Annotated in this window: 2 protein-coding genes and 1 riboswitch; both genes read right to left on the reverse strand. The window is 69.5% G+C overall.

The features are described 5' to 3' along the window. A partial coding sequence (locus VH499_RS17200; protein ID WP_332053972.1) for a hypothetical protein occupies positions 1-184 on the reverse strand: 184 nt, incomplete at its 3' end. Positions 185-529: 345 nt separating this feature from the next. After that, positions 530-1,738 carry an MFS transporter gene (locus VH499_RS17205; RefSeq protein WP_332053973.1) on the reverse strand — a complete coding sequence of 403 codons (1,209 nt, stop codon included), beginning with the start codon at positions 1,736-1,738 and terminating at the stop codon, positions 530-532. Between the two features lie 60 nt (positions 1,739-1,798). Beyond that, positions 1,799-1,921: riboswitch (cobalamin riboswitch) on the forward strand. This riboswitch is flagged as partial in the annotation.

Raw genomic sequence — 1,921 nt, forward strand, 5'->3', positions numbered from 1 at the left:
CTGTATAACCGTGCGCGCGCATCCCGTCCAGGAACGCCTGGCGGTTCTGCTGGAACAGCGGCGCGGAACGGGGCAGCACCGCTAGGTAACCTATTTGCGGCACCTTCCCCGCTTGCTGGGCCTCGGCGGCGAACGGCGCAAGAAGGCCAAGAGCGAGAACGACCGCGAGCCCGATCAGCCGCATGGGCACCTCGGTAGGGATGGCTGGCCGGAGTCTAGCCGAACGCCACGACGCGCACCAGCGTCCCGGCAGCGGGCATCGGGCATGGGCTACACTCGAAGCATTGACCCGTGCCCGAATTGCGGAATCATGGGCGACCACGACGACGGCGAATGCTTGCTCGGGAGCCCGAGTCCGGGCGACGATCGGCGAGCCTTCCTGAAACAACGCCCGGCCGATACGGCGCCGGGCGTCGTCCAGCCGTGGTAGCGGTGAGCCTACCCCGCCACGTGACCCTTGAATGCTAGGGCAAGCAACATCGGGTCAACTGCGGGGGCCGTCGAGGCCCCCTTCGACGGTCTCGACGGTCTAGACGGCCCGCGCGCGCAGGCTGCGGGCGCCGAAGGCGAGGACCGCGACCGCCACCCACGCCAGCACGCCCTCGAAGACGAACGCGCCCGGAAGGCTCGCGGCGGCGATCGCGCCGCACACGAGCGGGCTGGCCGCGGTGCCGACCTGAAGCCCGAGCCCCAGCCAGCCGAACGCGGCGGCGCGATGCTCGGCCGGTACGATGGCGGCGCCCAGCGAGTACGTCAGCGTGATCGCGGCGCCGAGACACAGGCCGGCGAGCGTGCGCAGGACCAGCAGCGACACCCAGCCCTGACTCAAGGCCATCGCCGCGCAGAGCGGCCCGCCGATCAGCAAGCCGAGCAGGAGCAGCCGGGCCGCCGGAATCTCGCGCGCCAAGCGCGCGGCGATGTTGGCCGAGGCCGTCGCCGCAATGGCCCCGATCGAGACGATCGTGCCCGCGGTGGCCGCAACCTTCTCGAGACCCGGCATGTGCGCGACCTGGAGCGGAACCAGGAGCGACAGGCCGCGGTCGAGGAACTGGGCCATGAAGAGCAGCGCCACTACCGCCGGGAAGTGCGGATAGAGCAGGATGCGCCGCAGGGGCAACCGAGAAGTCGTCGCGCGCGGCGTGCCGGGCGCCGGGGCGGCGACTTCCTGGAAGAGGATGATCAATCCGAGCAGGGCCACGGCGCACAATCCCGCCGTCGCGAAGAAGGCGTAGCGCATTCCGAAGTGCGAGGCGACGTAGCCGCCGATGGCCGGGCCGATGGCGACGCTCAGCAGCTGCGCCGACTGCACCATGCCGATCGCCGCCGGCACCTTGTCGCGCGGCGCCGACACGGTGGCGAGCGCCATCACCATCGGCGTGAAGCCGGCGAAGAATCCCATGAGCAGACGGAGCAGGAAGAGCTGCAGGACCGAGGTGACGAGCCCCATCGCCGCCACGATGATGACGAAGCCGATGAGTGACCGGATGAGCATCATCTTGCGGCCGAAGCGATCGGCCAGGCGTCCGAAGACCGGCGAGAGGAGTCCCGAGACGCCTGGTGTCACCGCCGCCTGCAGACCCGACCACAGTGCGATCTTCGATGGATCGGTGACACCGAGCTCGCGGATGTAGAGCGGCAGGAACGGCGAGAAGAACTGGAAGCCGACGAACGAGATGAAGACGGTCAACGTGAGGGCCCAGACGTTGCGCTGCCAGCTCTCGGCGAAGAGAGGTCGCATGCCTCGCCTCGCATCATAGGCCACGGCGGTTGCAAGCGGCGACGAACTCTGCTAGCCTCGCCCCGTTTTTGCGCCCGGGGTGCCCACGAGGGCCCAGGGAAGGCGGTGCGAATCCGCCGCGACCCCGTCACTGTAACCGGGGACGAAACCCGCAACGGCCACTGGCGAGAGCCGGGAAGGCGC

Source organism: Reyranella sp. (assembly GCF_036558665.1).
Classification (GTDB): Bacteria; Pseudomonadota; Alphaproteobacteria; order Reyranellales; family Reyranellaceae; genus Reyranella.

Excerpts from the sequence above, each read along its gene's own strand:
- VH499_RS17205 (WP_332053973.1), bottom strand. The coding sequence starts at position 1,738 with ATGCGACCTCTCTTCGCCGAGAGCTGGCAGCGCAACGTCTGGGCCCTC.